This window comes from Streptomyces niphimycinicus (assembly GCF_018883605.1).
Lineage (GTDB): Bacteria > Actinomycetota > Actinomycetes > Streptomycetales > Streptomycetaceae > Streptomyces > Streptomyces niphimycinicus.
Genome location: NZ_JAHLEM010000867.1, coordinates 1 through 1,790 on the forward strand (window position 1 = coordinate 1; position 1,790 = coordinate 1,790).

Annotated in this window: 1 protein-coding gene; it reads right to left on the bottom strand. The window is 72.7% G+C overall.

All coding sequences use genetic code 11. The features are described 5' to 3' along the window. Window positions 1-162: 162 nt before the first annotated feature. Window positions 163-1,590 carry a condensation domain-containing protein gene (locus KN815_RS44455; RefSeq protein ID WP_216347466.1) on the bottom strand — a complete coding sequence of 476 codons (1,428 nt, stop codon included), beginning with the start codon at window positions 1,588-1,590 and terminating at the stop codon, window positions 163-165. Window positions 1,591-1,790: the final 200 nt, after the last annotated feature.

Below are 1,790 nucleotides of genomic sequence, written 5' to 3' on the forward strand. Positions count from 1 at the left end.
GTATCATTTCCCCACGGTTGCTTGTCGACCGTGGGGATTTGTCATTCGTCGGGTCGAACGTGACCTCGGCGCGCGCACCACAGCGGCCAGATCCTTGATCGAGCGGACGAGCCGGGCGACCTCAAGCGGGACATCCTGGCCCGCCCCCCTCCAAGGACGCGATCAAGACCTGTTCCCGCCCAACGGTGCCTGGCTCCAGCGAACTCCCAGCCCGTCCGCCGATGCGCGTTCAGCCTGCTCGACGAGCACCCGTTCGACGTCGTACAGGAAACCGCGTACCCCGGGGGGCGTGAGCGCCCGGCTGTCGGCGTTGAGCACCAGGCGGATCCAGCCCGGTTCCTCGTCGTCGATCACCAGGAAGAAGGTCTCGCCCTCCTCGAACTCGTGCGGCGCGACGACGGTGTCCGCCATCGCCGTGCGCAACGTGGCGCCGGACACCACGGGCGCCGGTTCCCCGGCCGCCTCGGGCAGGCCGTGCCCCGCCCGGATGTCGTTGAAGCAGTACGACAGGTCGACGGGGACGCCCCGCTCGCGGGCGACCGCGTCGAACAGGTCCGCCACCTCGTCCGGGTCGTACAGGCCGTTGGCGTAGGCGGCGGTGGACGCGGCCAGGGCGCGCCGGGCGATGTCCTCGACGCGATCGCCGCTCAGGTCGATCGTCACGGCGACCTCGGCGTGCAGATTGGCGACGGTGCCGCGCAGCCCCGGGTCGGACCGGTTGGCCGTCAGCAGGCGCAGGGTGCACGAGGGCAGCCCGGCCCGGCGCCCGAGCAGCAGCGCAACGACGGTCAGCAGCACCGCGGAGGTGCTCACCCGCCAGTGCCGTGCCAGCACCGGCACGGCGAGGGCCACCGCCCGGGAGTCCATGGCGGCGCTGTACCGGCCGGCCGGCTCCCGTCCCGCTTCGCCGTCTACGGGGAACAGCGTGGCGGGCGCGCCGGCGATCTGCCGGCGCCAATACGCATGCGCCCGGTGCAGCAGGGCCCGGCCGCGCGGGGAGTGCTCGAACCCGGCCTGCTCGACGGGCTGCCGGGAGAGCACGGCGGGCGGGAAGGGACGGCCGGCCGCGGCGGCGTCGAGCAGCCGCAGCACCTCGTCGGCCAGCAGGCGCAGCGACATCAGGTCCGCCGCCAGGTGGGAGACGCAGAACGCGGCGAGCACCGGTGCTCCGTCGACGACGACTGCCATGAACCGGATCAGCGGGGCACGGGCCGGTTCGAAGGCGGTGTGCCGCATGCGGTGCCGCCAGGCGTCCAGCACGCCCGTCGGGTCCTCGCCGGGTCCGGCGGTCCACACCTCGGCCTCGTACTCCCCCGACTGCGCGATCTGCTGCACCAGGCCGCCGTCCCCGGCACGTTGGAAGCCGGTGCGCAGCGACTCGTGGCGGCCGAGCAGCTCCGTGAAGACGGCCAGCAGGTCCTGTGCGGTGCCGCGGCCGGGCAGTTCCACCCAGTGGCACACGTTGTAGAAGGCGGCGTCGGGCAGTTGGCGCTCGATCAGGTTCCACATGTGCCGCTGGGCGCAGGTGGCCGGCGCGGTGGCGGTGCGCCGCCCGCGGAACGGAACACGGTGGTGCACGAGTACGGTCACGGCTGGCTCCTCTTTCTGGAGTGCACACCCGCGCTCACCGTAGTGACAGCTCCGTACCACCGGCACCCGCACCTATGGGCCTGCCCGTTCGGGTATACCGTTCGTGCGCCCGTCTGAGACTTCCCCACACCGGCCGCGTCCAGGAGCATCGGCACATGGACGGTCCCCGCCGCGCCACGACCTGTGGCGGACCGGTGCCC